The sequence below is a fragment of the Microbispora hainanensis genome, assembly GCF_036186745.1.
Classification (GTDB): Bacteria; Actinomycetota; Actinomycetes; order Streptosporangiales; family Streptosporangiaceae; genus Microbispora.
In genome coordinates, this window is record NZ_CP108086.1 from 6,373,782 (window position 1) to 6,399,790 (window position 26,009).

At 72.6% G+C, this 26,009-nt stretch carries 27 protein-coding genes, 1 pseudogene and 1 riboswitch; of the genes and pseudogenes, 13 read left to right on the forward strand and 15 right to left on the reverse strand.

From position 1 onward, the window contains the following. Nucleotides 1-3: 3 nt before the first annotated feature. From OHB01_RS29410 to OHB01_RS29425, 4 genes are read right to left on the reverse strand one after another with little or no spacing between them, the layout of a single operon-like run. Nucleotides 4-1,200, reverse strand: a complete 1,197-nt coding sequence (locus OHB01_RS29410; RefSeq protein ID WP_328854269.1) for an ABC transporter permease — start codon at nucleotides 1,198-1,200, stop codon at nucleotides 4-6. Continuing rightward, complete coding sequence (locus OHB01_RS29415) at nucleotides 1,197-1,988, reverse strand: ABC transporter ATP-binding protein (RefSeq protein WP_142651018.1); 792 nt, start codon at nucleotides 1,986-1,988, stop codon at nucleotides 1,197-1,199. Before OHB01_RS29415 ends, OHB01_RS29410 begins: the two co-directional genes overlap by 4 nt. Further along, nucleotides 1,985-3,049, reverse strand: coding sequence for an efflux RND transporter periplasmic adaptor subunit (locus OHB01_RS29420; protein ID WP_260617481.1), 1,065 nt, complete (start codon nucleotides 3,047-3,049; stop codon nucleotides 1,985-1,987). The genes OHB01_RS29415 and OHB01_RS29420 overlap by 4 nt, the downstream gene beginning before the upstream one ends. After that, nucleotides 3,046-3,561 carry a hypothetical protein gene (locus OHB01_RS29425; RefSeq protein WP_142651019.1) on the reverse strand — a complete coding sequence of 172 codons (516 nt, stop codon included), beginning with the start codon at nucleotides 3,559-3,561 and terminating at the stop codon, nucleotides 3,046-3,048. Before OHB01_RS29425 ends, OHB01_RS29420 begins: the two co-directional genes overlap by 4 nt. A 156-nt stretch (nucleotides 3,562-3,717) precedes the next feature. Here OHB01_RS29425 and OHB01_RS29430 point away from each other — a divergent pair, with 156 nt between their 5' ends. Continuing rightward, the gene (locus tag OHB01_RS29430) at nucleotides 3,718-4,371 is read left to right on the forward strand and encodes a response regulator transcription factor (protein ID WP_142651045.1); all 654 of its coding nucleotides are present in this window, start codon (nucleotides 3,718-3,720) and stop codon (nucleotides 4,369-4,371) included. Continuing rightward, a complete protein-coding gene (locus OHB01_RS29435; RefSeq protein WP_260617482.1) occupies nucleotides 4,368-5,543 on the forward strand; it encodes a sensor histidine kinase in 1,176 nt (391 codons plus the stop codon). Before OHB01_RS29430 ends, OHB01_RS29435 begins: the two co-directional genes overlap by 4 nt. A gap of 37 nt (nucleotides 5,544-5,580) precedes the next feature. Here the strand turns inward: OHB01_RS29435 and OHB01_RS29440 are convergent, their stop codons facing one another. Continuing rightward, nucleotides 5,581-6,153, reverse strand: coding sequence for a TetR/AcrR family transcriptional regulator (locus OHB01_RS29440; RefSeq protein ID WP_142651020.1), 573 nt, complete (start codon nucleotides 6,151-6,153; stop codon nucleotides 5,581-5,583). A gap of 126 nt (nucleotides 6,154-6,279) precedes the next feature. Here OHB01_RS29440 and OHB01_RS29445 point away from each other — a divergent pair, with 126 nt between their 5' ends. From OHB01_RS29445 to OHB01_RS29460, 4 genes are all read left to right on the forward strand, one after another. Beyond that, the gene (locus tag OHB01_RS29445; RefSeq protein WP_328854270.1) at nucleotides 6,280-7,179 is read left to right on the forward strand and encodes an SDR family oxidoreductase; all 900 of its coding nucleotides are present in this window, start codon (nucleotides 6,280-6,282) and stop codon (nucleotides 7,177-7,179) included. A gap of 322 nt (nucleotides 7,180-7,501) precedes the next feature. Continuing rightward, nucleotides 7,502-7,635: riboswitch (cyclic di-AMP (ydaO/yuaA leader) on the forward strand. A gap of 14 nt (nucleotides 7,636-7,649) precedes the next feature. Continuing rightward, a complete protein-coding gene (locus tag OHB01_RS29450) occupies nucleotides 7,650-8,324 on the forward strand; it encodes a CHAP domain-containing protein (RefSeq protein ID WP_142651022.1) in 675 nt (224 codons plus the stop codon). 148 nt (nucleotides 8,325-8,472) lie between these two features. Then, a complete protein-coding gene (locus OHB01_RS29455; RefSeq protein WP_142651023.1) occupies nucleotides 8,473-8,820 on the forward strand; it encodes an ArsR/SmtB family transcription factor in 348 nt (115 codons plus the stop codon). A gap of 92 nt (nucleotides 8,821-8,912) precedes the next feature. Beyond that, nucleotides 8,913-9,674, forward strand: coding sequence for an SDR family oxidoreductase (locus OHB01_RS29460; protein ID WP_328710881.1), 762 nt, complete (start codon nucleotides 8,913-8,915; stop codon nucleotides 9,672-9,674). Between the two features lie 300 nt (nucleotides 9,675-9,974). Here OHB01_RS29460 and OHB01_RS29465 read toward each other — a convergent pair whose 3' ends face one another. The 5 genes from OHB01_RS29465 to OHB01_RS29485 form a co-directional block, all read right to left on the reverse strand. Continuing rightward, the gene (locus OHB01_RS29465; RefSeq protein WP_328710059.1) at nucleotides 9,975-12,365 is read right to left on the reverse strand and encodes an excinuclease ABC subunit UvrA; all 2,391 of its coding nucleotides are present in this window, start codon (nucleotides 12,363-12,365) and stop codon (nucleotides 9,975-9,977) included. Nucleotides 12,366-12,503: 138 nt separating this feature from the next. Next, complete coding sequence (locus OHB01_RS29470; protein ID WP_142651025.1) at nucleotides 12,504-12,914, reverse strand: VOC family protein; 411 nt, start codon at nucleotides 12,912-12,914, stop codon at nucleotides 12,504-12,506. Nucleotides 12,915-12,919: 5 nt separating this feature from the next. Further along, a complete protein-coding gene (locus tag OHB01_RS29475; protein ID WP_328710058.1) occupies nucleotides 12,920-13,369 on the reverse strand; it encodes a helix-turn-helix transcriptional regulator in 450 nt (149 codons plus the stop codon). A gap of 150 nt (nucleotides 13,370-13,519) precedes the next feature. Then, nucleotides 13,520-13,675 carry a hypothetical protein gene (locus tag OHB01_RS29480; RefSeq protein WP_328710057.1) on the reverse strand — a complete coding sequence of 52 codons (156 nt, stop codon included), beginning with the start codon at nucleotides 13,673-13,675 and terminating at the stop codon, nucleotides 13,520-13,522. A 10-nt stretch (nucleotides 13,676-13,685) separates the two neighbouring features. Next, complete coding sequence (locus OHB01_RS29485; RefSeq protein WP_328710056.1) at nucleotides 13,686-14,333, reverse strand: TetR/AcrR family transcriptional regulator; 648 nt, start codon at nucleotides 14,331-14,333, stop codon at nucleotides 13,686-13,688. Nucleotides 14,334-14,400: 67 nt separating this feature from the next. On the opposite strand from OHB01_RS29485, the pseudogene OHB01_RS29490 reads away from it, so the two are divergent. Beyond that, nucleotides 14,401-14,565: pseudogene (locus OHB01_RS29490) on the forward strand (NADPH-dependent FMN reductase); the annotation flags it as partial. 102 nt (nucleotides 14,566-14,667) lie between these two features. Here the strand turns inward: OHB01_RS29490 and OHB01_RS29495 are convergent. After that, nucleotides 14,668-14,853, reverse strand: a complete 186-nt coding sequence (locus OHB01_RS29495; protein ID WP_222709699.1) for a hypothetical protein — start codon at nucleotides 14,851-14,853, stop codon at nucleotides 14,668-14,670. Nucleotides 14,854-15,008: 155 nt separating this feature from the next. Between OHB01_RS29495 and OHB01_RS29500 the strand changes: the two genes are divergently transcribed. Continuing rightward, complete coding sequence (locus tag OHB01_RS29500; RefSeq protein WP_205830947.1) at nucleotides 15,009-15,899, forward strand: MFS transporter; 891 nt, start codon at nucleotides 15,009-15,011, stop codon at nucleotides 15,897-15,899. Here the strand turns inward: OHB01_RS29500 and OHB01_RS29505 are convergent. Continuing rightward, the gene (locus OHB01_RS29505) at nucleotides 15,856-16,785 is read right to left on the reverse strand and encodes a LysR family transcriptional regulator (protein WP_142651028.1); all 930 of its coding nucleotides are present in this window, start codon (nucleotides 16,783-16,785) and stop codon (nucleotides 15,856-15,858) included. The two genes, OHB01_RS29500 and OHB01_RS29505, sit on opposite strands and share 44 nt — an antisense overlap. Nucleotides 16,786-16,907: 122 nt before the next feature. Between OHB01_RS29505 and OHB01_RS29510 the strand changes: the two genes are divergently transcribed. The 4 genes from OHB01_RS29510 to OHB01_RS29525 all read left to right on the forward strand — a co-directional run bounded on the left by OHB01_RS29510 (nucleotide 16,908) and on the right by OHB01_RS29525 (nucleotide 21,993). After that, nucleotides 16,908-18,287 (forward strand): MFS transporter, encoded by a 1,380-nt coding sequence (locus OHB01_RS29510; protein WP_328854271.1) that lies wholly within the window; start codon nucleotides 16,908-16,910, stop codon nucleotides 18,285-18,287. 210 nt (nucleotides 18,288-18,497) lie between these two features. Then, nucleotides 18,498-19,703, forward strand: coding sequence for a PAS domain-containing sensor histidine kinase (locus OHB01_RS29515; RefSeq protein WP_328854272.1), 1,206 nt, complete (start codon nucleotides 18,498-18,500; stop codon nucleotides 19,701-19,703). A gap of 52 nt (nucleotides 19,704-19,755) precedes the next feature. Next, nucleotides 19,756-20,697, forward strand: coding sequence for an RNA polymerase sigma-70 factor (locus OHB01_RS29520; RefSeq protein ID WP_147944889.1), 942 nt, complete (start codon nucleotides 19,756-19,758; stop codon nucleotides 20,695-20,697). Between the two features lie 93 nt (nucleotides 20,698-20,790). Next, on the forward strand, nucleotides 20,791-21,993 hold the full coding sequence (locus OHB01_RS29525; RefSeq protein WP_147944888.1) for an NAD(P)/FAD-dependent oxidoreductase: 1,203 nt from the start codon (nucleotides 20,791-20,793) through the stop codon (nucleotides 21,991-21,993). 25 nt (nucleotides 21,994-22,018) lie between these two features. On the opposite strand, the gene OHB01_RS29530 is transcribed toward OHB01_RS29525, so the two are convergent. The 3 genes from OHB01_RS29530 to OHB01_RS29540 form a co-directional block, all read right to left on the reverse strand. Further along, nucleotides 22,019-23,215, reverse strand: coding sequence for a hypothetical protein (locus OHB01_RS29530; protein WP_142651032.1), 1,197 nt, complete (start codon nucleotides 23,213-23,215; stop codon nucleotides 22,019-22,021). A 1,143-nt stretch (nucleotides 23,216-24,358) separates the two neighbouring features. Next, nucleotides 24,359-24,823 carry a quercetin 2,3-dioxygenase gene (locus OHB01_RS29535; RefSeq protein ID WP_142651033.1) on the reverse strand — a complete coding sequence of 155 codons (465 nt, stop codon included), beginning with the start codon at nucleotides 24,821-24,823 and terminating at the stop codon, nucleotides 24,359-24,361. Continuing rightward, entirely contained in the window at nucleotides 24,820-25,230 is a 411-nt protein-coding gene (locus tag OHB01_RS29540; protein ID WP_147945479.1) for a VOC family protein, read from the reverse strand. Before OHB01_RS29540 ends, OHB01_RS29535 begins: the two co-directional genes overlap by 4 nt. A 63-nt stretch (nucleotides 25,231-25,293) precedes the next feature. Between OHB01_RS29540 and OHB01_RS29545 the strand changes: the two genes are divergently transcribed. Continuing rightward, nucleotides 25,294-25,938: a TetR/AcrR family transcriptional regulator gene (locus OHB01_RS29545; RefSeq protein ID WP_147945480.1), complete on the forward strand. Its 645-nt coding sequence runs from the start codon at nucleotides 25,294-25,296 to the stop codon at nucleotides 25,936-25,938. The last annotated feature ends 71 nt before the right edge of the window (nucleotides 25,939-26,009 follow it).

A 26,009-nucleotide genomic window follows, 5' to 3' on the forward strand; every position in this document is an offset into this window, starting at 1 on the left:
CCGTCAGGTGGTGGCCAGCGCCACCGGCGGCGACAGACGGGCCGCGCGCATCGCCGGGTAGAGACCGGCGAGGGTGCCGATGACGAGCGTGGCGCCGACGGCGCCCGCGAACGCCCAGGGCGGGACCACCGCCGGCCAGCCGCGCGACAGCGCGTAGCCGGCGGTGGCCAGGCCGCCCAGCACCGCGCCCGCCACCCCGCCGAGCGCCGACAGCAGCAGCGACTCGGCGAGGAACTGCAGGCGCACCTGGCCGCGGGTGGCGCCCAGCGAGCGGCGCAGGCCGATCTCCTTGCGCCGCTCCAGCACCGAGATCACCATGGTGTTGGCCACGCCGACGCCGCCGACCAGCAGCGCGACCGCGCCGAGCCCGAGCAGCAGGTTGGTGAACGCGCTCGCGGCCGCCGCCCGGGCCGCCAGCGCGTCGGAGGGCCTGCTGACCGTGACCTCCTCCGGGTTCTCCGGGTTGACCGTGCGCGGCAGCACGGCGCGTACGGCCTCCACCGATTCCTCGGCGGACCGCTCGTAGATGGTCGTCGGGTGGCCGTCGAAGCCGAGGTATTTCTCGGCGGCGGGGAACCCGACGAGCGCCGAGCGCTCGATCTCCGGGGCGAGCGGCATCGCGCCGAGGACGCCGACGACGGTGAACCACCGTTCGCCCATCCAGACCTGTACGCCCGTCCTGGTGATGCCGAGCCGCTCCGCGGCCTTGGCGCCCAGCACGACGGCGGGCCGCGTCTCGGTGGCGGCGTTCAGCCAGGCGCCGGTGACGACCCGGCCCTCCAGTGTGGTGAGCAGGTCGGCGGTCGCGGCCTGGACGGCGATGCCGCCGGTCACGGCCTTGGGGATGCGGTCGGTGCGCCGGATCGTGGTGTCGACCGTGCCGGTGGCCGAGGCGGTGCGCACCGGCCCGATGCGCCGGACCATGCCGAGCGCCTCCTCGGGCAGCTTGGCCTGCTCGCCGAACATCGTCTGCCCCGGCGCGACGGTGAGCAGGTTGGTGCCGAGCCGGTCGAGCTGGCGCAGCAGTTGCTCGCGGGAGGACGACGAGATGCCCAGCACCGCGATCATGGTGGCGATGCCGATGGCGATGCCGAGCGCGGACAGGATCACCCGCGCGGGGCGGGTGCGCAGCCCGGCCGCGCCGGTCCGCAGGATGTCGGACGGCCCGAGCCGGGCGGGGGTCAGCCGCTGACGGGTCATCGTGGTGCTCCCTTCGCCGCCCACGCCGTTTCGGGGCCGGCGGGGGCTTTCGGGCCGGCTTTGGGGTTGGGCCCGGGTGGCCGGCGTCCGGCGCCCGCCCCGGCGTCGGCGACGACCCGGCCGTCGCGTACGCGCACCTGTCGGGGGCACCACGCGGCGATCTCGGGGTCGTGGGTGATGACCACGATCGTGGTGCCTGCGGCGTGCAGGTCGCGCAGGACGTTCAGCACCTCGGCGCCCGCCGCCGAGTCGAGGTTGCCGGTCGGCTCGTCGGCCAGCAGCAGCGGCGGGTCGCCCGCCACGGCGCGGGCCACCGCGACCCGCTGCTGCTCCCCGCCCGACAGCTGATCGGGCCGGTGGCCGAGCCGGTGGCCGAGGCCCACCCGTTCCAGCGCGGCGGCGGCGCGTTCGCGCCGCGCCCGCAGCGGCGTGCCGGTGTAGAGCAGGCCGTCGGCGACGTTGTCCAGCGCGCTCACCCCCGGTGCGAGGTGGAACTGCTGGAAGACGAAGCCCAGGTGGCGGGCGCGCAGCGCGGAAAGCTCCCGGTCGGACAGCCCGGCCACGTCGTGCCCGGCGATCCGTACGGTGCCCGTGGTGGGCCGGTCGAGGGTCCCGATGAGGTGCAGCAGGGTCGACTTGCCGGATCCGGACGGGCCGGCGACGGCGACCAGCTCGCCGCGTCCGACCAGCAGGTCCACGCCGCGCAGGGCCCGCACGCCGGCGCCGTACACCTTGGTCACCTCGCGCAGCTCCACCACGGCGGGCTGCTCGGGCTGCGGGATGCTCATGTGGCGGGCACCCCGACCTTCATGCCCTCGGCGAGGCCGGCGCCGGTGATCTCGACCATGCCGCCGCCGAAGGCGCCGAGCTCGACCGGGACCACGCGGGTGGAGGCGCCCTCGACCACCTCGACGCCGAAGCCGCCCTCGCGCAGGGCCAGCAGCGCCTCCACCGGCACGGCCAGCACGTTCTCGCGCCGCTCGCTGACCAGCTCGACCTCGACCGGGGCCTTGTCGAGCCGTGTCTTGGGCGGCTTGCTCAAGGTGATGTCGACGTCGATGGTGCTGCCCTGGTCCTGGCCCTGCCCGGACGAGACGGCCTTGGCCACCGTGCCGACCGAGGTGATCTTCCCGGTGACCCGCTCGCCGCCCGGCAGTTCGACGGTGACCTTGGCGCCCTTCCTGGCCAGCGACTGGTCGTCGGTGGACAGGTCCACGTGCACCAGCCGCCGTACGCCCGTGACGGTCAGGACCGGACGTCCGGGAGTGCTCCTGTCGCCGACCTCGACCCTGGCGTCGGTCACCCGGGCGGCGGCCGGCAGGAAGACCACCTGGGAGGCGTCCACCTGCCCGGTCTCGGGGAGCCCGGCGGCTTCCTGCCACTCCTTGACGGCCAGATAGGTGGCGTAGCTGAAGTGGTCGTCCACGGTCAGGTCGTCGCCGTAGCCGAGGACCTTGAGGTTGCGTTCGAGCTGCTCGACGTCCGGGCCGTCGTCGACGCCCTGCCGCAGCGGGCGATACATGGGCAGCGATCCGTACATGAGGACCACCGGCCTGCGGTCGATCTTGAGCAGCGGGCGGCCGCGCCGGACGACCGCGCCCTCGGCGGGCGTCCAGGTCACGGTGCCGGCGGCGTCGGCGGTCACCTGCCGCTCGCCGGAGTAGGTCAGCGCCCCCTCCACGGTCTTGGTGTCGATCAGGTCCTGACGCGTGATCGACGCGGTGGCGGGCACCGGGGGCGGGGACGGCTCGGCCGCTCCCGCGCCGTCGCCGCCCGCCATGGCGACGGCCGTTCCGGCGGCGGCCAGGGCGAGGACGCCGGCGCCCGCGATCACCAGGCCCTTCCTCACGGCTTCCTCCCCGGCGCGAACTCCTCGCAGGCCTTCTGGGCCTCTTCCAGCGTCTTCCGCTGACCCGGCTTGATCTTGATCTGGATGCCCTGGCCGGGGGCCGGGTCGGGCATGTCGATGCCGTGCTCGCGCATGCACTGGGCGAACTTGACCATCCGGTCACGCGCCTCGGGATCGCCGCCGCCGGCCTTGTCGCCGATCGCGTCCTTCATGAAGTGCCGGCAGTCCTGCATGGCCTTTTCCGTCGCGGCCTGGTCGCCCTTCTTGCTCGTGATGCGGATGCGGCCGTCCGGGCCGGGGTCGGGCATGTCCACGCCGTGCTCGCGCATGCACTGGGCGAACTTGAGCTGGGCGTCCTGCCGGTCCACCGGGGCCGACGCCGATGCCGCCGGTCCGGCCGTGGCGCCGCCCGCGCTGGCGATCCCGTCGTCCGCGGGGGCCGCGCCGCAGCCGGCCAGCGCCAGTGCGAGCCCTAATGCCGGGCCCAGGGCGCGCAGTGGTCGTGAGCGCATAGGTCCTTCCTCCTCCGTCGCTTCTCCTCGTCCGGGGCGTTCGCCCGGGACGGGGCCCAACTCCAGCGGAGGCGGTGCTAAACGCGGATAAGCGAGATCGGCTTATCCATGGCTAACACCGGCTGCGCCACCCTCGAACCCGAGCGGGAGGTTCGGATGCGGGTGCTCGTGGTCGAGGACGAGGAACAGCTGGCCGAGGCCGTCGCCCGGGGGCTGCGGCTGCACGCCATCGCGGTGGACGTGGCCTACGACGGTCAGGAGGCGCTGAAGCTGGCCTCCTACGTCGACTACGACGTGGTCGTGCTCGACCGCGACCTGCCCGAGGTGCACGGCGACGACGTGTGCCGGGAGCTGGTCACGGCCGCCGGGGCGAGCCGCATCCTCATGCTGACGGCGGCCGGGCGGGTGCGTGACCGGGTCGGGGGCCTGTCCCTGGGCGCCGACGACTACCTGGTCAAGCCGTTCGCGTTCGCCGAGCTGGTGGCCCGCATCCGGGCCCTGGCCCGGCGCTCGCCCCGGGCGGTGCGGCCCGTGCTGGAGCGGGCCGGGATCCGGCTCGACCCCGCCCGCCGTACGGTGGTGCGCGACGGGCGGCAGGTGGCGCTGGGCCGCAGGGAGTTCGACGTGCTGCACGAGCTCATGCGCGCCGGCGGAGGGCTGGTCAGCTCGGCCCGGCTGCGCGCGAGCGTGTGGGACGAGCACGCCGACGCGGGCACGGGCGTGCTGCGCGTCACCATCACCTCGCTGCGCCGCAAGCTGGGCGAGCCGCCGGTGATCGAGAACGTGCCGGGCCGGGGGTATCGGCTGTGAGGCGTGTGCTGTCCCTGTGGAGCAGGCTCGGCCTGCGGATGCGGCTCACCCTGCTGTACGGCGGGCTGTTCTTCCTGGCGGGGTCGGTGCTGCTGTGGTTCACCCACCTGCTGACCGCGCGGGCGCTCAACCAGCGGTTCGTGGTGGCGGTGGCGTCGAAGGTGACCGGCGTCGGCGCCCCCGGGGCCGTCATGGGGACCACGCTGCCCGACAGCGACACGCTCGCGCAGCGGGTGCGCACCAACGTCGAGCAGGGGGCGGCCGACGTGCTGAGCGACGTGCTCCGCTCCTCGGTGGTCGTCATGGTCCTCGTCGGCGCCGTCGCGGTGGTGGTGGGCTACCTGGTGGCCGACCGCGCGCTGCGCCCGCTCGACCGGGTGACCGAGACCGCGCAGCGGCTGTCGGAGAGCACGCTGCACGAGCGGATCGCGCTGCGCGGCCCCCAGGACGAGGTCAAGCGGCTCGCCGACACCTTCGACGCGATGCTCGACCGGCTGCACCGGGTGTTCGACGCCCAGCGCCGGTTCATCGCCAACGCCTCCCACGAGCTGCGCACCCCGCTGGCGATCAACCGTACGGTGCTGGAGGTGTCGCTGGAGGAGCCGGCGGCCTCGGAGGACCTCAAGGCGCTGGCCCGCGCGCTGCTCGGCACCAACGCGAGGTATGAGCGGCTGATCGAGGGCCTGCTCATGCTGGCGCAGTCGGAGCAGGAGGTGACCGCGCGCAAGCCGGTCGACCTGCGGCAGGTCGTCCGTACGGCGATGGAGCAGATCGACCTGCAGCCGCGCCGCAGGAAGGTCATCGTGCACGAGGACCTGTGCCCGGTGGTCGCGCACGGCGATCCGCTGTTCCTCGAACGCTGTGTGTTCAACCTGCTGGAGAACGCGATCAAGTACAACGTGCGGGACGGGGAGGTCTGGGTCCGCTTGCGGGAGGACGAGGCGGGGGTGAGCGTGACGGTGGAGAACACCGGGCCGCCGGTTCCGCCGTACGAGGTGGACGACCTGTTCGAGCCGTTCCGCCGGCTCGGGGGCGACCGGGTCCGCTCCGCCCGCGGGGCGGGCCTGGGCCTGTCGATCGTCCGGGCCATCGCGGTGGCACACGGCGGCGGGGTGGAGGCGCTGGCCCGGCCCGAGGGCGGCCTGGTGGTGACCGTACGCCTGCCGAAGTAAGCCGTGCGGCCGTGCGCGCCGTGACCCCGCGGGTCGCTCAGGCCTGGTCGCGGGTCAGGGCCAGCAGTTCGCGCAGCATGTCCTCCGCGAGGGCGGCGAGGGAGCGCTGCTCGTCCTCGCGGAGCCACTGAACGAAAGCGATCTTGAACACGGTGACGCCCGACTCCGCCGCCAGGGTGGCCGCGGGCTCGTCCACGCCTCGCGCGCGCAGGGCGCCCGCGACCGCCTCGGCGAGGGTGGCGAGCTTGTGCCGCTCGCGTTCCTGCAGCGCGGGGTTCTGGTCGATCACGGACTGCCGGGTTCGCGAATGATGCCGGCGCTCGTCCGGGAAGAAGGACGTCGCGGACCGCAGGGCGCAGGCGACGATCTCAATCGGCGACGCGTCCGGCGGCGCGGCCTCCACACCGGCGAGGAACGCCTGGGTGAACAGGTGCTGGTTGTGGAAGAGGACCTCGCGCTTGTCGCTGAAGTGGCGGTAGAAGGTGCGCTCGGTCAGGCCGACGGACTGTGCGATGTCCGTGGCGGTCGTCTGCTCGAACCCGTGGGTCGCGAACAGTTCGAGCGCGGCCTCCTGCAGCCGCTCGGCGGCCCCGGGCGCCCAACGCGTCATGCGATCAAGTGTAGTGATGACGGCCACGAAGGAGTACCGTGATGTCTGTGACTGACGTCAGTCACAGACATCAGTTTTTCGGGAAGTCGCTCCGCCCTGCCGGCGGTGCGCCGAAGGAGATTCCTCATGCGTGTTTTCGTCACCGGAGCCTCCGGATGGATCGGCTCCGCGGTGACCGATGAGCTGCTCGCCGCCGGTCACGAGGTCATCGGACTGGCGAGGTCGGACGCGTCCGCCGCCGCCCTGGAGGGCAAGGGGGCCCGGGTCCGCCGCGGCGACCTCGACGATCTCGAGGGCATCCGCCTGGGCGCCCGGGACGCCGACGCCGTCATCCATCTCGCGAACAAGCACGACTGGTCCGACCCGGCCGGCACGGCGGCGACCGAACGAGCCGCCGTGCAGACCATCGGCGAGGCGCTGGAGGGAACCGGTCGTCCGTTCCTGCTCGCCTCGGGACTCGCCGGTTTCGCCCCGGGCCGGCCCGCCACCGAGGACGACCCGTCGCCGTTCCACGGCCCCGATTCGCCCCGCGGCGGGAGCGAGAACCTGGCGCTGGAGTTCGTCGAGCGTGGCGTGCACACCGTGAGCCTGCGCTTCGCGCCGACCGTGCACGGCACCGGCGACCACGGCTTCATCGCGATCCTCGCCGCGATCGCCCGCGAGAAGGGCGTTTCGGGTTACCCGGGCGACGGCGCCAACCGCTGGTCCGCCGTGCACGTGCGCGACGCCGCCCGCATGGTCGCACTCGGCCTGGAGAAGGCGCCCGCGGGCGCGCGGCTGCACGCCGTCGCCGAGGAAGGCGTCCCGACCCGCGTGATCGCGGAGGCGTTCGGCCGCGCGTTCGGCCTTCCCGTCGCCTCGATCGCCCCCGGAGACGTGCCGGACCACTTCGGGTGGATCGGCAACTTCTTCGGCATGGACCTCGCGGCGACCAGCACCGCGACGCGCACCCTCCTCGGGTGGACGCCCACCGGCCCGGCCCTCGTCGACGACCTCGACGCGGGCGCGTACGCGATCTCCCGTTGACGACGCCGCGACCAAGGGCGCGTCAAGCGAGGCCGGGAGATTTTTCCGGGTCCCGGCGCGGGGGTAGCGCCCCCGCGCCGGGCCCGCGGCGGAGGGCGGGGCAGGGCGGGATCGCCGTCAGGGGCGGGGTCCCGCTGATCGGGGGCCGCCTCACCGTACCCTTGCCGTCCGCTTTGTACCGGACTTGACGGGTAAAATCCCTCTTGTAGTTACTTGACCGGTCTGACCTGGTCTATTAGCTTTTAGGCAGCTCAGGGCGCACTTGCTCATCTCAATGGTCAAGAAGCCCTCCTCAGACCGACGCGGCCGGCCATCCCGGCCTGCCGCCCGGCCGCCGAGTCCGCGTCCGCGCGGAGCCGGGGACCCACCTCTCCTGGGGTGAATCGGCATGCGTGCCGTAGGGCGACTTCCAGCCCGAACCCGTCAGCTAACCCGGTAGGTGGCATGGAAGTAAGGGAGAACGCCCCACCATGCACGTCTTCACCACTTGGGTCCGCGCTGCCCTCGCGGGCGGAGCCCTCGCCTCGGCCGTGCTGATCGCGGCGCCCGCGGCGCACGCGGACAACCCGGCGACCGGGAAGGGTCCGGCGACCGCGCAGTCCATGCCGGAGATCGCCGCCAGGCTGCCCAAGATCACCTCGGCCGACGTGCTGAAGCTGGCCAGGAGCCAGATCGGGATCAGCGAGAACGCCAAGGGCGGCGGCACCAAGTTCCAGGAGTGGTACATGTCCACGCCGCGCGCCCGCGAGACCCTCGCCCGCGACGGCGGCAAGCTCGCCGACTACCTCAACGCCCCCTGGTGCGACATGTTCGTGTCCTGGGTGGGCCAGCAGCTCGGCATCGGCCCGGTGATGGGCGCCGACGCGTACACCGTGAAGCACGCGCAGTGGTTCGCCGACCACGGCCGCTGGGGTCACACGCCCAAGCCGGGCGCGGTGGTGTTCTTCGCCTGGAGCGGCAGCAAGCACATCGACGACATCAACCACGTCGGGTTCGTCGTCAAGGACAACGGCGACGGAACGATCCAGACCATCGAGGGCAACACGGGCGACGGCGGCGCCGTCGAGGCCCGCACCCGTCCCACCTGGCAGGTGGCGGGATACGGCTACCCGATGTACCCCGGGGACCTGTCCGCCTCCTCCTGACGGACGGCCTTCTGGCGGACGATCCATCGTCGTTCCGACGACGGCCCACAAGCGCGCCGGTGATCCCGGCGCGCTTCGCCGTCCCGGCCGGGAGCGTACGGCTCCTGCCGAATTGACCTACGCGAGCGCGAGCTGCGAGCCTGACGGCATGCACGCGTTCGACGTCCTCGGCGATCCGGTGCGCCGCCGGATCCTGGAACTGCTCGCGGAGGGCGAGCGCCCCGCCGGGGAGATCGGCGCGATCGTGCAGGAGGAGTTCGGGATCTCCCAGCCCGGGGTGTCCCAGCACCTGCGCGTGCTGCGGGAGAGCGGTTTCGCGACGGTCCGGGCCGAGGGCACCCGGCGCCTTTACGCCGTCGACCCGGCGCCGCTCCGCGAGGTCGACACCTGGCTCGACCACTTCCGCCGCTTCTGGAACCAGCGCCTCGACGCCCTGGGCACCGAACTCGCCCGCGGCAGGCGCGAGCGCCGACTCCGGGACGACGCCCGTCCGTAAGCCGTGCGCGTGCAGATCGCCGCAATCTGCATTATTGGCTCAGAATCACCTGGCCGGCAGGAGTCACGCCGTGGTCATAGCGCTGCTGGGCGCTGGTTAGCGGAGCCGGCCGGGGAATCGGAGCCGCGACCGCGCTCGAGTTGGGCCGGCTCGGCTATCACGTGATAGTCAACTATCTGAGAGACGCCGACTCCGCGGAGCTGGTGGTCAAGCAGATCGGCGCCGCGCAGGCGGTACAGGCCGACGTGACCGACGAAGCCCAGGTGACCATGCTGGTGGACCGGGTGGTCGCCGAGCACGGGCGGATCGACGTGCTTGTGGGCAACGCCCACACCGCGGCGCCGCCTTTCGGCCCGCTGGAGCATGTGCCGTGGGAGGCGTTCGCAGCCAAGATCAGCGATGAGCTGGCCGGCATATACCACCTGACCCGGCGGGTGCTGCCGGTCATGCGCCGGCGGCGGTCCGGCCGGATCGTCTACGTCTCCGCTACCGCGGCCGAGCTGATCATCGGCAGTGCCGCCCAGTCCACTGCCAAAGCCGCGGTGAACGCCTTCGCCCAGCAGATCGCCGGCGAGACCATACGGGACGGCATCACCGTCAATGCCGTCGCCCCTGGCGCGGTTCGTACCGATGCCACCGCTGAGGTGTTCACCGATGGCATCCGGCGCCACTTCGGTGACCGGTCGGTGACCGGCACGATGCTGCGGCCGCAGGATTTGGCTCGCCCGATCGCCGCGCTCGTGGACGGCGCGTTCGCCACGGTCACCGGCCAGGTGATCCGGGTCGATGGCGGATACGGGCTGCTGAGTCAGTTGCTGGACGGCCTACCGGCCCAGTTCTCCACGGCTTCGTGACCCTCAGAACAGGGAGTGCGGCTCAAACCCCAGGTTGATGACGTCGACCCAGGTCACAGCCCGGGGGAATACGCTGATGAGGCGGTCGCGCTCATGTCCGAGCTCCACCGGCCGACGGGCCTGCGGTTGTCGGCGGGCCTGCGCGCTTAGAGAGTTGCGGTACACCGTCGCCATTCCGATGGCGAACCCATCAGGTCGGCGACGGTGATCGCGGGTGGCACGCGCACTGGTTCGGCCTGCTGTCGCGTGCTCAGCTTGGGCGGGCCTCGGGCCCGGACCGGCATTCGCGACAGGCCGAGGTCAGGCGCCGACGTAGGCCGCGAGGTGCTCGCCGGTGAGGGTGGAGCGGGCGGCGACGAGGTCGGCCGGGGTGCCTTCGAAGACGATCCGGCCGCCGTCGTGACCGGCGCCGGGGCCCAGGTCGATGATCCAGTCGGCGTGCGCCATGACCGCCTGGTGGTGCTCGATCACGATGACCGACTTGCCGGAGTCGACCAGCCGGTCGAGCAGCCCGAGCAGTTGCTCGACGTCGGCGAGGTGGAGACCGGCGGTCGGCTCGTCGAGGACGTAGACGCCGCCCTTGTCGGCCATGTGGGTGGCGAGCTTGAGCCGCTGCCGTTCGCCGCCGGACAGCGTGGTGAGCGGCTGGCCGAGGGTGAGGTAGCCGAGGCCGACGTCGGCGAGCCGGTCGAGGATGGCGCGCGCGGCGGGCGTGCGGGCCTCGCCGGAGCCGAAGAACTCCTGTGCCTCCGACACGGGCATCGCGAGCACCTCGCTGATGTCGTGCCCGCCGAGCTTGTGCTCCAGCACCGCCGCCTGGAACCGCTTCCCCTCGCACTCCTCACAGGTGGTGGACACTCCGGCCATCATCGCCAGGTCGGTGTAGATCACGCCGGCGCCGTTGCAGGTGGGGCAGGCGCCCTCGGAGTTGGCGCTGAACAGCGCCGGCTTCACGCCGTTGGCCTTCGCGAACGCCTTGCGGATCGGGTCGAGCAGCCCGGTGTAGGTCGCCGGGTTGCTCCGCCGCGAGCCGCGGATGCCGCCCTGGTCGACCGACACCACGCCCGCGCCGGCCGGGACCGACCCGTGGATGAGCGAGCTCTTGCCCGACCCGGCGACTCCGGTGACGACGACGAGCACCCCGAGCGGGATGTCGACGTCGACGTCGCGCAGGTTGTTCGCCGTCGCGCCGCGGATCTCCAGGGTGCCGGTGGGCGTGCGCACCGTGTCCTTGAGGGCCGCCCGGTCGTCGAAATGGCGGCCGGTGACGGTGCCGCTGGCCCGCAGCCCCTCGACGGTGCCCTCGAAGCACACCGTGCCGCCCGCCGTGCCGGCGCCGGGGCCGAGGTCGACGACGTGGTCGGCGATCGCGATCATCTCCGGCTTGTGCTCCACGACCAGCACCGTGTTGCCCTTGTCCCGCAGCCGCAGCAGCAGGTCGTTCATCCGCTGGATGTCGTGAGGGTGCAGGCCAGTCGTGGGCTCGTCGAAGACGTAGGTGACGTCGGTGAGCGAGGAGCCGAGGTGGCGGATCATCTTGACGCGCTGCGCCTCGCCGCCCGACAGCGTGCCCGACGCCCGGTCGAGGGACAGGTAGCCCAGCCCGATCTCCACGAACGAGTCGAGAAGCTGCCGCAACGTGGCGAGCAGCGGCGCGACCGACGGCTCGTCGAGGTCGCGGATCCAGGCGGCCAGGTCGCTGATCTGCATCGCGCAGGCGTCGGCGATGCTGATGCCTTTGATCTTGGACGACCGCGCGGCCTCGCTGAGCCGGGTGCCGCCGCACTCGGGGCAGGTGGTGAACTTCACCGCCCGCTCCACGAACGCCCGGACGTGCGGCTGCAGCGCCTCCTTGTCCTTGGACAGCATCGACTTCTGGATGCGCGGGATGAGGCCCTCGTAGGTGAGGTTGATGTTGTCGACCTTGATCTTGGTCGGCTCCTTGTAGAGCAGGTCGTCGAGCTCGGTCCTGGTGAAGTCGCGGATCGGCTTGTCCGGGTCGAAGAAGCCGGAGCCGCTGAAGATGCGGCCGTACCAGCCGTCGACGCTGTAGCCGGGGATCGTGAGCGCGCCCTCGTTGAGCGACTTGGAGTCGTCGTAGAGCTGGGACAGGTCGATGTCGGAGGTGCGGCCCAGGCCCTCGCAGCGCGGGCACATGCCGCCGGTGATGGAGAACTCGCGCCGTTCCTTCACGGTCTTGCCGCCGCGCTCGAACTTGACCGCGCCCGCTCCGCTGACCGAGGCGACGTTGAAGGAGAACGCCTGGGGCGAGCCGATGTGCGGCCGGCCGAGCCGGCTGAACAGGATGCGCAGCATCGCATTGGCGTCGGTGACCGTGCCGACCGTGGAGCGGGGGTTGGGGCCCATCCGCTCCTGGTCGACGACGATCGCGGTCGTCAGCCCGTCGAGCACGTCGACCTCGGGACGCGACAGCGTCGGCATGAACCCCTGCACGAACGCCGAGTAGGTCTCGTTGATCAGCCGCTGCGACTCGGCGGCGATCGTGCTGAAAACCAGCGAGCTCTTGCCCGAGCCGGAGACTCCGGTGAACACCGTGAGCCGGCGCTTCGGGATCTCGATGCTGACGTCCTTGAGGTTGTTCTCGCGCGCGCCGTAGACGCGGATCAGATCGTGGGTGTCGGCAACGTGCGGCGCAGGGGTTTGCGTGTCCGTCCTCGTGGCCATGCTCATCGTGCTCTCCAAAACGTCAGGCGGGGTCGCCTAGGGGGTCTCCGTCGGCGTGGCAGGGCTCGATCCAACCGGCTTCGAGCGGTGCGCCCGGCTCTTTCGGCGACGCAGGGGACGCAGGGGGACTGCGGCGCCGCCGGCTCAGCGCAGCTCGTTGATCCGGATCATGTTGCCGGCGGGATCGCGGATGGCGCAGTCGCGCACCCCGTACGGCTGCTCGACCGGCTCCTGCACGATCTCGGCGCCCTGGTCCTGCAACCGCCGGAAGAGGCCGTCGAGGTCCCCGGTGGACAGGGTGATCATGGCGAAGGTGCCCTTGGCCATCATCTCGGCGATGGTGCGGCGCTCGTCGTCGGTGACGCCGGGATTGCCGCCCGGCGGGTACAGGACGATGGACGTGCCCGGCTGACCGGCGGGGCCGACGGTGATCCAGCGCATCCCTCCGTAACCGGCGTCGCCCCGGACCTCGAAACCGAGGACGTCGCGATAGAAGGCCAGCGCCACGTCGGGGTCGTCGTGCGGGAGGAAGGCCGAGTGAATGGTGACGTCCATGACAGTCACGCTAGCTGCGGCTGGGCCGCGCGTGCTTCTCGATTCCTGACGGGCCTGGTCACCTGCTTCGCCACACACGGCGGCATCCCGGCCGTCGCGCTCGCCGCCTGCCGCCGGTAGGCGCTGGGCGGCATGCCCACCAGCTCGGTGAAGCGGGTGCTGAAGCTGCCCAGCGCCGAACAGCCGACCGCGAAACAGACCTCGGTGACGCTCATGTCGCCCCGGCGCAGCAGCGCCATCGCGCGTTCGATCCGCCGTGTCATCAGATAGCTGTACGGCGACTCGCCGTAGGCGAGCCGGAACTGGCGGCTGAGGTGCCCGGCGGACATGTTCACCCCGCGGGCGAGCGCCTCGACGTCCAGCGGCCGGGCGTACTCCCGGTCGATCCGGTCACGGACGCGGCGCAGCAACGCGAGGTCGCGCAGGTGCTGTTCGGAGGCGGGTTTGCTGCTCACCCGGCAAGAGTACGCCGTGCCACCGACATTCCGGCCTGCCGGGCACCCCGGGCCCCTGCCTGACCTGCGGCGGGTCCGGGTCGCCGCGCCCTGCTCACCCCGATCGGCTCACCTCGATCGGCTCACCTCGATCGGCTCACCCCGATCGGCTCACTGCGATTCGGCCCTGCCCGTCGGGCCGGGCGTGCCGTGCAGGGCGGCGGTCGCGCCGGCCCAGGCGGAGTCGCCGGGGTAGAGCGCGGTGCGGAGACAGGCCCACACCAGCGCCCGCGGGACAACCCGTCGTGCGGCGCGGCCACGCGTCACGGGCCGGCGCTCAGCCGTCCGTCCTGCGGTAGCCGTCCAGGAAGGCCCGTACGCCCGCGGTCACCATGTCCGTGATCTGCTCGCCGGTGAGCGGTCCCCCAGCCGACCGGATGGAGACCTCGAACGTCGCCAGAGCGGTGAAGTGCAGCGCCGCGCGCTCGGGGTCGGCGATGCGGAGCAGGCCCTCGGAGGCCAGCTCCTCCAGGCGGCGGACGACCTCGCCCCGTACGCGCAGAGGCCCGGCCTCCTGCCACTCCCGCAGCAGTTCGCGGGGGAAGTGCGGACCCTCCACGTCGATCATCTGCACGAGCGCGAAGTGGTCGGGGAAGTCGACGCGATGGGCGACCAGTGCGCGGCCGACGGCGACGAGCCGCTCCTCCGGCCCGCTCGCCTCGCGCAGCCCGCGCTCGACGTACTCGGCGAAGGCGTCGGCGACCCGGGTCGCGCTCTCGGCGAGCACGACCGAGAACAGCCGCTCCTTGCTGCCGAAATGCTTGTAGAGCGTGCGGGTCGAGACACCCGCCTCACGGGCGATGGCGTCGGTGGTCGTACGGGCGTATCCGTCGCGTCCGAAGACGGCACGGGCGGCCCGGATGATGGCCGCGTCCTTGGCCGGCCTGCCCCGCCTCGGCCCGTCCGTCCGGCCTGACCCCTCCACATGTCCTCCATCAGGGTTACGCTAATTTTTGCTTTACACGGTTTACTTTACCTTGGAGGGGGACGTCATGCAGCCCGAACTCACCGTCGCCGTCATCGTGGGAAGCGTCCGGCCGGGCCGCCGGGGCGAGGCCGTCGCACGCTGGGTGCAGGGGCGGGCCGCGCGCCGCGAGCGCCTCGCGGCCGAGCTCGTCGACATCGCCGAATACGACCTGCCGGTGCTCGACGAGCCCTGGCCCGCCGCCTACGGCCGCTACGACAAGCCGCCTTCGACGGCGAGGACTTCGCTCCCGGCCCCGGACGTGACCGGGAGCTGGACGTCCTGCTCGACCAGCTCACCGTCTGGGGCACCGCGCTGCGAGGCGTCCGGCGACCGGCGGCGGCGTGATGGCCGCTCCGCCCACCGCGAGGGCCGCCGGCGCGCCCATCACCTGGCCCGTCTGGCGGCTCGCGCTGGTGATGGCGTTCGGCGCGTTCATGAGCCAGCTCGACACCTCGGTCGTCAACGTCGGCCTCGACACGATCGCCACCGATCTGCGTGCCGGCCTCGGCGCGGCCCAGTGGGTGGCCAACGCGTACCTGATCGCCCTGGGCCTGTCGCTGCCCGCGTGCGGCTGGCTCGTGCGGCGTCAACCTCCCCCTCGGCGCGCTCGCCCTGTGGCTCGGCCTGCGTCACGTGCCGCGCGAGCGGCCCTCCGTACACCCGGGGAGTCTCGACTGGCCGGGGCTGCTTCTCGTCGCCGCCGGCGTCCCGCTCCTGATCTACGGCCTGAGCGCGTGGGGCGAGCGCGGCGGCGCCTCAGGCCGATCCGGCGGCGGACTGGGCGGCGGACTGGGCGGCGGACTGGGCGGCGGACTGGGCGGCACGCTCGGGCCGGTCGCCGCCGGCGCCCTCGCGCTCGCCGCGTTCGCCTGGCACGCGCGCCGCACCGCACACCCGGTGCTCGACCTGCGGCTGTTCGCCAACCCGGCGTACGCCGCCGCCACGGTGACCGCCGCCCTCACCGGGGCCGCGATGTTCGGCTCCACGCTGCTGTTCCCGCTCTACTTCCAGGTCGGCAGGGACACCGGGGTGACCGCGACCGGGCTGGCGCTGATCCCGCTAGGCCTCGGCACCGCCCTGCTCCTGCCGGTCAGCGGCCGGCTCACCGACCGTTTCGGCGGCGGCGTCGTCAGCGCGTACGGCGGCCTCGCCGCCGTGGCCACCACCGTGCCGTTCGCGGTGCTCGGCACGGACATGAACACGGCCGCGGTGGAGGGCCTCCTGCTGCTGCGCGGCATGGCCCTCGCGCTCGCCGTGACGCCGGTCGGCATCGCGGCCTACCAGGCGGTCACGCCCGAGCAGCTCGCCGACGCCACCACGCAGGTCAACATCCTGCAACGGCTGGGCGGCGCGCTCGGCGGCACCGTGTTCGCCGTGGTGCTCACCACCCGGCTGCCCCTCGGCGTGGAGGGCGCCTTCCACGCCGCTTTCCGATGGCTCACCGCCGCATCCGTGCTCGGCCTGGCCGGGGCGGCCTGGCTCACCGTGGCGCAGCGCCGTCGCCGGCGGGCGGAGGGAGGCTGACCCCGTCGGAGGCGGCACTGGCGTAGAGGATCTCGCGCATGCCCGGCAGCGCCTCGCGGTCGGCCCGCCACACCAGGCGCAGGTTCAGGCCGGGGACGTCGAACGCGAGCCGCGCAAGGGCGCCGGCCGCGACCCGGTCGGCGACCGCGAACCACGGCAGCAGCGCGATCCCGAGGCCGCGCTCGGCCCACGCCCGCATGACGGGCACGCCGCCCGCCCGCACCCGCTCCACCCGGTCGCCCAGCAGGCGCTCGCCCGCCAGCCAGAACGAGCAGGCGGGCACGTTGACCAGCAGCCTCTGGCCGTACAGGTCCTCCCTGCGCAGCCGGGACGCGGCGGCCAGCGGGTGGTCCGGCGCGGCGACCAGCGCCAGCGGCACGGGATCGAGGTCGAGGAAGGCCAGCGGCGCGGCCGGCGCGCCGAAGCCGAGCCCGCCAAGATCGTCTCCCGCGTCCAGGAGCAGCGCCGCGTCGAGGTCGGCGGCGGCGACCGCGTCGAGGAGACGGTCGCGGACCCCGTCCGAGCGCACCTCCACCACGAGGTCGGGACGCCGCTCGGCCAGCCGGGCCAGGAGGGCGGGCACGTGCACGGCGGCGATCGTCTCCAGGGCGCCGAGCCTCATCACCGGGCGGGCCTGCGCGACGTCGCGCCTGGCCTGGTCGGCCTGGTCGAGCAGACGGCGTGCCCAGCCGCGCAGGCGCTCCCCCGCCGCGGTCGGGCGCATCCCCCGGGGTCCCCGTTCGAAGAGCGCGACCCCGAGGTCCCGTTCCAGGGCCCTGATCTGCTCCGACACCGACGACGGCGCGAGATCCAGGGCGACGGCGGCGTCGGTGACCGTCCGATGGGCCACGACCGCCTCGAAGGTGCGCAACTGCCGCAGTTCCATGCCGCACCGAACGGACCCGGAGCGTTCGGTTATTCCGAACGCGGCCTGCGGCCCGGCCGGTGGAGCCGTCCGGCCGCCGACGCCACAGTGACCCCCAGGTTGTCCATCTCCTGGAGTTGTTCGTGACGTCGACTGTTTCCGCCGCTCGCCCCGCCGCTTCCCCTGCGCCGCCCGGCCGGACCCGCGCGCTGGCCGGGATCGCCCTCGGCTATTTCATGGTGCTGCTCGACACCACCGTCTTGTCGGTCGCCGAACCCGACCTCGCCCGGTCCTTCGGCGGCGCGGGCGTCACCGGGCTGCAGTGGACCGTGACCGGCTACACCCTCGTGTTCGGAGCCGCGCTGCTGACGGCCGGATCGGTGGCCGACAGGTACGGCGCGCACCGCGTGTTCCGGGTGGCCGTCGCCGCCTTCGGCCTCGGCAGCCTGCTGAGCGCACTCGCGCCGTCGCTGTGGGCGCTCGTCGGGCTACGGGCGCTGCTGGGCCTGGCGGCGGCGGGCTGTGTCCCCGCGTCCATGGCGATGATCGCCCGGTTGTACCCGGTGCCCGCCGAGCGGGCCAAGGCGGTGGCCGTCTGGGCGGCGACCAGCGGCGCCGCGCTCGTGGCGGGCCCGGTGTCCGGAGGGGCGCTGACCGACCTGGCGGGCTGGCGGGCGATCTTCGTGATCAACGGCCCGCTCGCCGCCGTCACCCTCGCCCTCACGGCCGGAGCGGCCGTACGCTGCCCGCGCGGCGACCGCCGCATCGACTGGGCGGCCCAGATCCTGGCCTGCGCGGCGGTGGCGCTGCTGACCGACATGCTGATCGCGCTCGGCGCCCGCTCCTTCGTCCACGCCGCCTGGTCGGCCTGCGCGACGGCCGTGGCGGTGTGCGCCTTCGCCGTACGGGAGCGGCGCGGGCATGCGCCGGTCCTGGCGCCCGCCGTGCTGCGGGCGCCCGGCGTCCCCGGCGCGCTGCTGGCGGGGGCGGCGGTCAACTTCGCGATGAGCGGGGTGCTGTTCGTGCTGCCGCTGCTCTTCCAGCAGGAGCTGGGCCTGACGCCGGGGAAGATCGGGGCGGCGCTGCTGCCCATGACGCTGCCCTTCGCCGTCAATCCGCTGCTGACCGGCAGGATCGTCGCCCGGTCGGGGCCGCGGCCGCCGGTGTTGGCCGGGCTCGGCCTGCTCGCGGCCGGCGGCGTCGCGTTCGGCGCGGCCGTCTGGGCGGGCGCCTCCTACCCGTCGCTGCTGGCCGGGCTGGTCGCCACCGGGTTCGGCGTGTCGTTCGCGCTGCCCGCCCTGGCCACGTTGATCGTCACCGCGGCTCCCGAGGGCACCGCCGGTGTGGCCGGTGGGCTGCTCAACGCGGTCCGGCAGTGCGGCGCGACGATCGGCGTCGCCATCACGGGCGCGTTCATCACCGTCGGCGTTCCCGATCACCACGGCGCGGCGTACGCGCTGGTCGTGCCGGCCGTGGTCTGCGCCGCGGCGGCCGTCGCCGTCGCCCGGCGTCCGGCAGGGTGACACGGCAGGGTGACACGGCAGGGCGAGGCGCTCCTGATGGACGGCCGCCGTGATGGCCGCGGGCGCGTTCATCGCATTTTCCGTCGCCTGTTCGGGGCCGTACGCCCTTGACCCGCGTTCCTGCGGGGATGGGACACAGTGACCGGTGTCGGACGGGCGGCCTGTCATGCCGACGGCGGGGTCCGGAAGGCGGGGTGTGGGATGGGCGCCGTGGTCACGAGGCCAGAGGTCGACTACGAGGCGGTGTTCCGGGTGAGCCCGGCCCTGGCGATTCTGCTGGCCACCGACTTCACCGTCCTCGACATGAACGACTCCTGTCTCAGCCTGGCCAGGCGCCGCGCGTGCGACGTGGTCGGCCGCAGCCTGTTCGACGTCTTCCCGGCCAATCCCGCCGCGCCGCCGGACGCCGGCGATCAGGGGGCGCGGGTGCTGCAGACCTCGCTGGAGCGGGTGATGAAGACCCGCCGCCGCGACTTCATGCCCCTGCAGCGGTACGACATCGAGTTGGTGGACAGGCCAGGGGTGTTCGAGGAGCGCTACTGGAGCACGGTCAACACGCCCGTGCTCGGGGAACACGGCGAGGTCCGGATGATCGCCCTCACCAGCGAGGAGGTCACCGACTTCGTCCGCGCGATGCGGCGCCCCGGCGGAGGCGGCGAGCACTCCCTGGCCCAGCACCTGCAGATCCTCAACGACCAGCTCAGGCGGGCGCACCTGGAGCAGTGCGAGACCACCTCGGCCCTGCGCGAGGCCGTCGAGCGGCAGCGGCGGCTGGTCTACGAGGCCTCCCACGACCTGCGCAACCCCATCACGGGCCTGCTCACCGAGCTGGAGGTCGCGCTGTCCGACCCCGGCACCGACCTGCAGCGGATCCTGCGCACACTGCTGCGCGACGCGGAGCGGCTCAACGACATCGTGGCCGACCTGCTCGACCTCGCCCGCGTCGACAGCGAGACCCACGACGACGAGCGCCTCATCGACCTCGTCGGGTTCGTCAGCGAGGAGCTGGACCGCCGCCACCCCCCGGGCACCGCCGTCCGCACCCGCCTCGACCCCCACGTGTACGTACGCGCCTCGACGATCCGCCTGGCCCGCCTGCTGAACGATCTGCTGGCCAACGCCGAGCGGCACGCGCGGTCCACGATCGAGATCGTGGTCACCGCCGACCCTCCCGACGCCGTCCTCGAACTCATCGACGACGGTCCCGGCATCCCGCCGGAGGACCGCGAACGCGTCTTCGAGCGCGGCTACCGCTCGGAGGAGGCCCGCGAACGGGATCCCGGCGGGTGCGGGCTCGGCCTGCCCATCGCGCGGGAGATCGCCCAGGAGCACGGCGGCCGCCTGTACGCCGCCGAACACCACGGCGGAGCCCGGATCGTCCTGCGTCTCCCCCTCGTCTCCGGGCGCTGCCCCTGAGCGCGTCCCGCCTGCGGCGGCGGTTGGACATGGCCCGCTCTAGGATCGGGTCATGCCCTTGACCATGAACGACGTCGACCGGTTCGAGGCCTCCAGGTCGCGCCTGGAGGCCATCGCCTACCGGCTCCTGGGGTCCGCCGGTGAGGCCGAGGACGCCGTGCAGGAGACGTTCCTGCGCTGGCAGGCCGCCGACGTCGACCACGTCGAGGTGCCCGAGGCCTGGCTGACCAAGGTCCTCACCAACCTGTGCCTCAACCAGCTCACCTCCGCGCGGGCGCGCCGCGAGACCTATGTGGGCCAGTGGCTTCCCGAGCCGCTGCTCGCCGGTGACCCGATGCTCGGCCCGTCCGACACCGCCGAGCAGCGCGAATCGGTCTCCTACGCGGTGCTCACCATCATGGAGCGCCTGTCCCCCAGCGAGCGGGCGGTGTACGTGCTGCGGGAGGCCTTCGACTACCCGCACCGGGAGATCTCCCAGATCCTCGACATCACCGAGGCCGCCAGCCAGCAGATCTTCCACCGCGCCAAGAAGCACGTCGCCGACGGCAAGGCCCGCACCTCGGCCGACAGGGCCGCCGCCCGGCGCGTCGTCGAGGAGTTCCTGGCCGCCGCCACCACGGGCCGGATCGAGCCGCTCGTGGGCCTGCTCACCGAAGACGCCGTCGCGATCGGCGACGGCGGCGGGAAGATCCCGGCCCGCGCCAAGGCGTTCACGGGCGCCGTCGCGGTCGCGAAGTTCCTGCGGGGCCTGTTCAAACCCGGCGAGGCCAAGCAGGCCCTGGTCGGCGGCGAGTCCCAGATCTACCTCTGGACCGCCAATGACGAGCCCGCCATCGTGGCCGTCGTGGACGGCCGGGTCGTCGGCATCATGTGCCTGGAGGTCACCGCCGAGGGGATCGCCGGGGTGCGCACCCAGGTCAACCCGGACAAGCTCGAACGCGCGACCGCGCAGTGGGCCGCGGCCGACCACGGGGAGCCCTTGTTCACGGTGTGAGCTCATATGTGACGCACGTCACATCGCCTCCCTGTCAGGAAACCGCGTGCTGCCCGGTTCAGGTGGCAGATCGCGTTAGACAGGAGCAAGGCAATGCAACACCACATCGTCGTCCTCGGAGGCGGATACACCGGAGCGACCGCAGCGGGCCGCCTGGCCAGGCGGCTCCACCGCGATGACGTCGCCATCACCCTCGTCAACGCCGAGCCCGACTTCGTCGAGCGCGTCCGGATGCACCAGCTGGCGGCCGGCCAGGACCTCAAGCCCCGGCCGTACAGCGAGATGTTCGCCGGCACCGGCGTCGAGCTGAAGCTCGCCAAGGTCACCGGCCTCGACGCCGACCGCAATACCGTCACCGTCTCCGGCGTGAACGGCGGACGGACCGAGGAACTGTCCTACGACACGCTCGTATACGCCCTCGGCAGCGGGTGGAACTCCCAGGGGGTCCCCGGGGTCGCCGAGCACGCCTACGAGATCGCCGGCCGGTCCGGAGCGCTTCGGCTGCGCGAGCGCCTGGCCCGCCTCGGCGCCGGGCAGACCGTGGTCGTCGTCGGCGCCGGACTCACCGGCCTGGAGGCCGCCACCGAGATCGCCGAGGCCCGCCCCGACCTCGACGTCGCGCTCGCCGCCGACGGCGTTCTCGGCGGCTGGCTGTCGCCCAAGGGCCGCGCGTACCTGCGGAAGGTCTGCCGCACGCTCGGGATCACGGTGCACGAGAACACCGCCGTCACCGGCGTCGAAGCCGGCCGCGTCACCACCGCCGGCGGCACGGCCATCCCCGCCGCGGTCACCGTGTGGGCCACCGGCTTCGCGGTCAACCCGATCGCCGAGGCGACCACCCTGGAGGTCACCGGCACCGGGCAGATCGTGGTCGACGCGACCATGCGCTCGGTCTCGCACCCGGACGTGTACGCCATCGGCGACGCGGCCCACGCGATGGGCCCGGGCGACAAGCCGCTGCGCATGTCGTGCGCCTCCGGCACTCTGACGGCCTGGCAGGCCGCCGAGGCGATCGCCGCGCGCCTGACCGGCGGGAAGCTCCCGAACGTGCCGATCCGCTACTTCAACCAGTGCATCTCGCTGGGCCGCAAGTACGGCCTGATCCAGTACGTCACCGCCGACGACCGCTCCGTGGGGGCGGTGCTGACCGGACGGCTGGCCGCCGTCTACAAGGAGCTGATCTGCAAGAGCGCGGCCTGGAACGTCGCCAACCCGACGTTCGGGCTACCGGTCCGGCGCCGTCGCGTCACCGGCAAGCCGGCCGCGGCGGGCTCGGCCGTCGAGGCGGCGGCATAGCGCGCAGCGGGCGGCCGGGTCGCCGTCACGGCCCAGGTGGTTGTTCCGGAGGCTCCTGGCGCAGCCGCAGCTCGGCGGCGACCGCGCGTTCGCGCAGCTGGGCCGCCTCGGCCCGGGCCACGTCGAGCTGCGCGCGCAGGTCGGCCAGCCGGGCCCGTTCCAGCGACAGCTCCGCCTGGAGCCGCTCCCGCTCGGTCGCGGCGTCCCGGGCGTCCTGCTCCGACCGGGCCGCGGCCGCGACGGCCGCACCCGCGCGCGCCTCGGCCTGCGCCGCCTCCGCGCGCAGCCGGGCGGCCTCCGTCACGGCCTGCTCCCGGGCCGCCTCCGCCGCCTCGGCCCTGGCCAGCATCCGGTCACGCTCGTCGTGGGCCTGCGCCACGGCCCGGTCGCGCTCGGCCTCCGCACGCGCGACCGCGCGGTCGCGTTCGGCCTCGGCCGCCTGGGCGCGGGCCAGCGCGGCGGCGCTGGACTGCTCGGCCTCGCGATGCGCGCGGCGGGCCAGCTCGGCCTCCGCCCGCGCCGCCCGCGCGTCGGCCTGCGCCTCGTCGCGTTCCTGGACGGCCTGCCCGGCCTGCTCCCGGGCCAGGCGGACCTCGGCCACGGCCCGGTCCACCCGGTCGGCCAGTTCGCGTACGGCCTGCTCACGGGCGGTCTCGGCCGCCTCGGCCCGGCGTACGGCCTGGTCTGCTTCCTGCCTGGCCCGCCGTTCGGTGCTCGCGGCCTCCCGCAGCGCGGCCAGGGCCTGCTCGCGGGCGGTCTCCGCGTCGGCGAAGGCGGTGTCCCTCTCGGCGTAGGCCTCCTCCGTACGGCGGCGGGCCTCCTCGGCCTCCCGCCGGGCCTCTTCGGCGGCCTCGCGGGCCAGCCGTACCTGTTCCAGCGCCTGCTCGCGCTCGGCGCGGGCGATCGCGACGCTCGTGTGCGCCTCGGCCTGGATCGCGCTCAGCTTCGCCTCGACTCCCGCCGGGCTCAGCTCCTGGGCGAGCACCTGCGCCAGCGGCTCGATCGCCGCCGCCAGGCCCTTTTCCATGCGTTCGTACAGGTCTTCCACCCGCGCCAGCGCGCCCTCCAGGCCCGGTGTGGCGCGGCGCAGCTCCCGCTCCCGCTTGGCCGCCGCCTGGCAGTCGCCGTCCGGGCAGTATTCGCGCGGCCTCCCCCGTCGGACGGGCTGCTCGATGGGCGCGCCGCAGTGCTTGCACGCGGTGATGGTCACGGACGTCGTCACGGCGGCCCAGCCTACCGATTTTCTGAATTTCTGGAAATAGAAAATAGAAAACGAGGATCTGTTGCGTGCCGAGCCCGGCCGGATAGCTTGGGAGATGGGTAATTCTCGCAAGCTATCCGAACCCGCTCCACCGCCCCGCGCGTCGGCGGTGAACGCCAGGTTTCTGTGACCGCAAACACCAGGTTTTGTCACTGGCAGGGCGTGCGGGGCCGGCGACCCGTGTGGGGGGCGGGCTGGCGACGCTGTTGAGCGCCAGGTTCTGTCACCAGCCCCACGAGCTCTCCCCAACAGGAAAGCTCCGGAGTCCCAACTAAGATCATCAGCTTGAAGGCGATCTAAGCAGGTCAACGCACCCTTAGAGGGAGAGGCGGAGCCTCCCAGTGACAGAACTTGGCGCTAGTAGTGTCAATAACTGTGCGCTCAACGGACGCCGCCCTGGTGCCTGGAGGTGCTTAGAGCTGCTAACGCAATGAGCTGAGGCGGTGCGTACGGGTCGACACCCACGACCAGCCTGTACGCCTCGGTTCCCGTCTCCAGGTCCCGGACGGGGACGACGCCGTCCTTGCAGGCGGTGGCCAGCGAGCCGCCCCCGGGATGGAACGCGATGTCCCGTACACCACGGGATGGGTGAACCGGCGGATCTCCCGGCCTTGGGGCACCTGCCACACGCGCATCACATTGTGGCGGGTGGCCGTGGCGAGGCCGGCGCCGGGACCGTCGAAGGCGAGCGAGGTCACGGTGGTCTCGGGCGTGCCGTCGTCGTCGCGGACCCAGGACTCGTCGCCGTGCACCAGGCGCGCGACCTCCTGCCTCGTCCCGAGGTCCCATACCTGCCGCGGTCACGGGCGGGCAGCCTGGGGAAGCGGATGGGCCTCGGGAAATGATCTCCCCGCGGTCGTAGCCGGACGGAGGCAGCGCCTCGCCCATGAACGTGAATTCGGAGAACTGGGCGCTCAGCAACCTGAGCGCCTCAGCCGCCCCCGCGAGCTCACCGTCGACGGCTGCTTTCCGTACGACCGCCTGCGTGTCAGTTATGCGTAGAAGGTGGGCGAGCTCGCTCCGCGACCTGATCGCGTCCTCGTCCGCCGGTCTGATGCCTGGTCGTCGAGATGGCCGGCTTGCCGAGCAAAGCGTTCTAGCAGGTCAGAGGATCTGCTGGCCATAGCGTCGGCCGGTTTCGATCAGGCGGGGGACGTCGGGCGGGGTGGGTGCGGGGAGGCCGGGGTGCTCGGCCGGGCGGCCGAGTTCGGCGATGAACTGCTCGAATCCTGACGGTGTGGTGATCTGCAGGCCGCGTACGGGCCCTTCGGTGACGATGAAGGAGTGGGGTATGCGGCGGGGCAGGAAGGCGAAGTCGCCGGAGCCGGCGGTCCAGCGGTGGTCGCCGCAGTCGATGGTGAGCTTTCCCTCGAGGATGTAGAAGGCCTCGTCCTCGCGGTCGTGGATGTGCCGGGGTGGCCCGAAGCCGGCGGGTGCGGACCACTCGATGAGGGTGAAGGCGCCGCCGGTCTGGTCCGCGCCGGCCTTCACGGTCATGCGGGTGTCCAGGAACCACAGGTGGGGGCCGTCGGCGGGCGTGAGCAGATAGCCGGTGGGGTCGAAGCTCATCGGGCGTCCTCGGGGTCGTCCTGGGCCGGGTTGTAGAAGCGGATCTCGATGCCGTCGGGGTCGTGCAGGCCTACCAGCACGTGGCCGACGTGACCTGTGACGATGCCGCCGTGCGGTTCGGCCAGGTCGTCCAGGCGCTGCTGCCAGTCCTTCAGGTCGCGCAGGGTGGGTACCCACAGGGCCATCGGGTCGAATCCGGCCATCGCGGCAGCTCGTACCGGATCCTGACGCAGGGCCACGTCGACGGCGTTGTTCGCGTCGCGGAGGGCGACGCCCATGAGCGTGCCGTCTTCGACGAACTCGATGAGGACGCGCAGGCCCAATACCCGCTCGTACCAGTCTCGGCTGCGTTCCACGTCCGTGACGGGGAGTTTGACGTGGTGGAAGCCGTTGAGCGTCGCAGCCATGGGCGCCTCCGGGGGGTCACTAGAGTTGTCTCTAGTGACTTTCTCTGTAGTAGGCTCTAGCGAATGAGCGACCCTGTCAAGAGTGCGACCGGACAGGGCTCCCGCCGAGCCGCTCAAGCGCGCGCCACCCGGAGACGGATCATCGACGCCGCGCGGGAACTGTTCCTGCGGCAGGGGTACGCCTCGACCACCCTGGATCAGATCGCCGCGGCGGCCGGGGTCGCGGTGCAGACGGTGTACTTCCACTTCGGGAACAAGGCCACGGTTGTCAAAGAGATCGTGGATGTGCTGGCGGTCGGCGACGACGAGCCGATACCGATGCTGGACCGGCCCTGGGTGGAGCAGGTGCGCGACGAACCCGACGGCCGGCGGGCGCTGGCGATCTGGCTGGCCAACAGCCGCGTCATCTTCGGCCGCGTGGCGCCCATCATGAAGATCGTCCGCGACGCTGCCGGTGCCGACGCCGAGATGGCCGCGCAGTGGGAGACCAACCAGAACCAGCGCTTCCTCGCCCACGACACCCTCGCGCGGCACCTCGCCGACAAGCAGGCCCTGCGCCCGGACCTGTCCATCGATGAGGCGGCCGACGTCATCTTCACCCTGGTCAGCGTCGAGGTCTACCTCTTGCTCACCGGCGTACGCGGGTGGACGCCCGAGGAATGGGAACGCTGGATCAACAAGATCCTCTCCGCCACGATCCTGCGCTGAAGCCGACGCGAGCGGGCGAACGGGCCTGCCCCAGTGCTCCCCATGTCCTACCAATCTTCCAGTGTCTGGAA